General features: G+C 43.6%; 3 protein-coding genes. All 3 read left to right on the top strand.

Features of this window, described 5'->3' with window-relative positions; genetic code table 11:
• On the top strand, window positions 1–826 hold an 826-nt coding region (locus A3860_RS34320), incomplete at its 5' end, for an RHS repeat-associated core domain-containing protein (protein ID WP_216823578.1).
• Window positions 823–1,272, top strand: coding sequence for a hypothetical protein (locus A3860_RS34315; protein ID WP_081155122.1), 450 nt, complete (start codon window positions 823–825; stop codon window positions 1,270–1,272). The genes A3860_RS34320 and A3860_RS34315, both read left to right, overlap by 4 nt.
• 453 nt (window positions 1,273–1,725) lie before the next feature.
• Window positions 1,726–4,812: hypothetical protein (locus tag A3860_RS34310; protein ID WP_143774410.1), on the top strand; the 3,087-nt coding region annotated here is incomplete at its 3' end.

The raw sequence follows: 4,812 nt of genomic DNA, 5'->3' as shown, positions 1-4,812 counted from the left end.
GCAGGATTATGGGATGAGGATTTATGATCCGAGGGTGGGGAAGTTTTTGTCTGTTGATCCGTTGACAAAGAGTTATCCATTTATGACACCTTATGCATTTGCTGAAAATGATGTAATTAGAAGTATTGATTTGGACGGATTGGAAAAATATTTAGTAATTTATGAGCCTATTGGAAATTCGGGCGTTGCAAAGATCATTATTAGAACCGTAAACAATATTAAAACCAGGATAAACGAAAATATGAAAATCACGTTTACTGATCATAGTGAAAATGATCAATCTGCTGAAATATTACGGATTCGAAATGGGTTTACGATGTCTGCAGGGAAAAGTAAAGACCAACATAATAGTTCGAATTTTCATAAAGGTGAATCATTTATAATAAATAATGCTTCTCAGAAAGTGGAGAATGATAAAGATTTTAGTGTTACAGTTACGGAAACAGATTCTAGAGGAAGAGAAAAAGTCGTAGGAGAAAGCCTAACATTTAGTCCAGCAAAATTTACGGAAGGAATTAGCGAAGGATGGGGGGCAGGATACAATTTTAAAGCTGGCGCATTTAATACATTTGATGGAATGGTAAAGGCAAACTATGATAGAATTAAAAAGGCGGCAGGAAAAGAGGCATTAAAGAAGTTTCAAATTATAATAACTACTGATAGCAAAATGGATGATGTAGTTCAAAAAACTTATACGGATATGTTAACAAAAAAATATGGAAAAGATGTAAAAATAAAGTGGGATGTTTCAGATCATGACAGTACAATAAGTGCAAGATCTAATGGTCAATATGACGCAAACGTATCAGTAACTGCAACAAAATGAAAAAACAATTATCAATATTATTATTTGTGACGAGCTTTTCCGCTAACATAAAAGCTCAGGATTCTACCAGTTTGTTTTTTGAACAAAGAAAAATAATTTTGCCAAACTGTAAGTCCTCGTGTCGGATAACACTATATGATTCATTATTTTTTGTAACCATTATTGATATTGGGAAAAGCAAATATTTTTATATAAAACAAAGAATACAAGACACCCTTACCATAGAATCAGGCCAATTGGGCTTATATAATATTTCAAATAACTCCTTTTTATTGAGGGAAGGAATTTGGGCTTTAGAAGGAATATCTGAAAAGGTGTTATTTGATAATTTTGGGAAATTAGGCATTTTGGATGAAGTAAAAGTGCAATTAAAGTCTGAAATGTATGAAGGGTTTGAAAAGCGAAAAAAGAAGACTATTAGAAGGGCGAGTAAGAAAAGTTACTGATAATTGTTACGCTGCAATCTCCACAACCTTTACACAATAAAGTGCTCGAATATATAGTAACATAACTTAAACACGGTGCTTATATCTAATGCCTAAAAAATTATTAGGTATTGGAAATAGAGGCAAAAAGCGAAAATTATTCGATAGTTGGACTTTTTATTGGTTGGATAGCTCTTGCAATGACTCTTATAGCTATTCTTGTTTTTAAGAAAACCAAAAGACGTATCTTTTTTAGTATCGAATTAATAATGAGTATTATACTCTTGTTCTTATGGTGGCGATATTGATATTAAAAGCCACCTTAATAATCGCAACGGCTACAACTTTTGTTGTGCTTTGTTAGATTGATCATGCTTTGCTTCATCCCTGGTTAAAGCTGGTAAACAAGAGCTTTATAGTTTGTTTTGTGAAAAATAAAAGTAAAAGAATAATAAGGTTCAAATTATCGACTATATGAAACGTATTGTATTCCTGGCAGTATGCCTGATAGGTAGCTTGCTTCTTTGCACCGGATCGTGGGCGCAATGGAAGTACGAAGAGTACACCAATATGGCGGATGGCGCTCAAACACCGCTGGCCGATGGTAGAATAATACCGTTGAGCGATCCGCTGTTGGCGGCGCCCAATTCGAAGCCTGCGGTAACAGCCGTCAATGAGATCAACAATATCGTTTCGGTAGCCTTTAATGAACAGGCCCAGTTTGGCAGCACCCTGTTGCCCGATACCTTCAGCATAACTGTAAATACCACTATAAGTGTGTTGCAAACGGCAGGCGGTACACCGGCCACCACCACCCGCAGTTTTGTCATTACCTACAGTAAAAACTTTCCGTATAAAAGATCGGATATCTTTTACTTCAGCAATGGCCGCCAGGTAGATGTAACGATCAACAGCATTGTTCCCAGCACTCATATCAGCGATAACCTGGCCCGCTCCATCATTAAGCTCACCAATGATATGCGCATTGATCGCAGCTATACCACCGATTGCACCGATTGCGGAGTAGGGGCTTTTAACAGCTATACAACCAGCATCACAGGTAATACCGATGTGTTACCAATAAGCTGGCCTGCCAATAAATGGGCGAGAGCCTACGACCTGGAGTGGACCTTTGTCAGTAATGAAGCCATTGCCGATAACCGGTATGGGGCATACGGCTCGGCAGCTTTTGCCCAGAATGCTTTTCGTAACAATGCAACCCGGGTAACCATAAATGAGCTAACGTATAATATTCCCTTGCTGTTCAATGAAGATGGGAAGGTGGTTTTCAGGTACCGGGCGGTGCAGCAACTGCCCAGCGGCGAGCGGCTTACCTCGCGGTGGAGCCCGGAATACGACCTCACGAACGGGTTGGGCAAAGCCGCTTTCAATGGACATCAGAACAACCTGACCTGGCAGGCTTCCACCACTTTTTCCGAAGAAGGCAAATTAAAAAGTGTGGTCCAGTATTTTGATGGAACGCTAAAAGGAAGACAATCTGTGACCAAAGACAATGTTTCCCAAACCACTACAGTAGGGGCATTGTTATATGATTACCAGGGAAGGGCGGTAATAAATGTACTGCCGGCACCCACACTGAGCAGTGTTATCGAGTTCACGCCTTTGGCAAACACGAAGCTGGACCTGAACGCTCCGGGTTCGGAGTATACCAAAGACCTGTACGATGGGGCAACTACTGATTATTGTGATGTGGCTGCTCCGGGCATGGGCACTGATGCGGGGGCTTCACAATATTATTCTCAGCAGAATCCCTTAAAACAAAACGGCATTAATCGTTATATCCCCGATGCAGAGACCTTCCCATTCTCAGAAACAAAATATACGCAGGATAATACCGGGCGTGTAGTAGCACAGGGAGGATTGGGTAAAGAGTTCCGTTTGGGCGCGCATGATACCCGGTACTTTTACGCCTCCGCCAGCCAAAACGACCTGGATGCGCTGTTTGGCACTGATGTGGGCGATGCTGCACACTACCAGAAGAATATGGTGCGGGATGCCAACGGACAATATACTGTGACTTATGTAGATATGAAAGGCCGCACGGTGGCCACCGCGCTAGCAGGCGCCAACCCCGACAACCTAACGCCATTGGGCAGCTTTCCAACGTCCACTACAACCGAAGCGCTGCTAACCCCGGTCAATAATATAGTAAAAGGCAACAGCGTGGTGTTTACCCGTACGCTGCTAGTGCCCAGGAATACTACCGGTTCGCAAAATTCTTACACCTTTACCTATACACTCAACCCGCAAACACTCAAACTGGCCAACTGGGCCGGTGCTGATGTTTGCTACGATTGTTTGTACGATCTTACGATCACAATAATCGACGAGTGTAATAACAAGAACATGCCCGGCGGTGTGCCCTATGTTTATAAAAAATCAAATTTTTCGCTGAGTAGTATTAATAGTAACTGCAGCGATCCATCGCGGGGCCTTTCCGAATCATTCAGCCTGCCGCTGCCCGAAGGCTCGTATACCGTTACCAAAGAACTCTCGATCAGCCAGGCCGGTAAGGAGTATTACCGCGATAATATTTACATGCCCAATAACCTCAAGACCACCTTTGAAGATATTTATCACGAGCAAAGTGAACTGGTAAAACAACAACTGGGCGATTGCAATACTAATGGCGACATTGCTAAAGACGATAATGCTGAAGTCGATGATTATGCACAGCGCATGTATGCGCAAATGACAGGCGATGGCGTGTATGCACAGAAAAACAGAATTTGGTATAATTTATACAGCCGGTTTGGCAATAGCGCCTTTTTGATGGCGATGATGCTGCGGCGCCATCCCGAATACCAGGTGTATAGTAATTTTTCGCAGCTGGTGCAAAGCAATAAATGGGATGAAGCCATGAGCAAGGTGAACACCTACAGTGAAGCCGTGCAGGCCGGCTATCTGAACCCGCTTCAGATGACCTCCTCACCGGCCAGTGCGTTCCCCGCCGCCAATCCCGATCCCTTCTACCAGAATAACCCCGCTTATAAATCGCGGATGACCGACTCGCTGACGCGGGCCATGATCACCAGGGTCATCTATATATTCGGCCGCCCCAGGCCGGTAGAGTGGGCCAACCTGTGGTCGCTGAGCAATATGCTGGTAAAATGCGGCATCCAGGCCAATGGCGGCATGGACGCCACGTGCATTGCCCAGTACATGAACTCCGCCAATGTATATAACCCTTCGGTGCTTTGTGAAACAGAGCTCGATGATGCCTGGAACAAGTTCAAGGCTATTTACCTGGCCAAAAAGAAAATGATGATCTCCGATTTTCTGTTTAGCCAGGGCTATCCCGTGCTCGATAATGACAGCTACCGCATCTTCATCGATCCACGCCGCTATATCACCCAACAGGAGCTGGGCATCAATCCCTATGAAACAGATCCTTCCAAACTGCAACAACAGGCCCAGGACAAGGTGACCAGCATGATCGATCAGAATTGCCGCAACTACGCGGCTTACTGGTGGAGCAGGTTCAAAGATGCAACAGCCTGCAGCTTCGTAACCGAACGCGACTCGGCGGCCATCGTTGAC

It is taken from the genome of Niastella vici, from assembly GCF_002077945.1.
Classification (GTDB): Bacteria; Bacteroidota; Bacteroidia; order Chitinophagales; family Chitinophagaceae; genus Niastella; species Niastella vici.
This window is presented reverse-complemented; position numbering and strand designations above follow the sequence as displayed.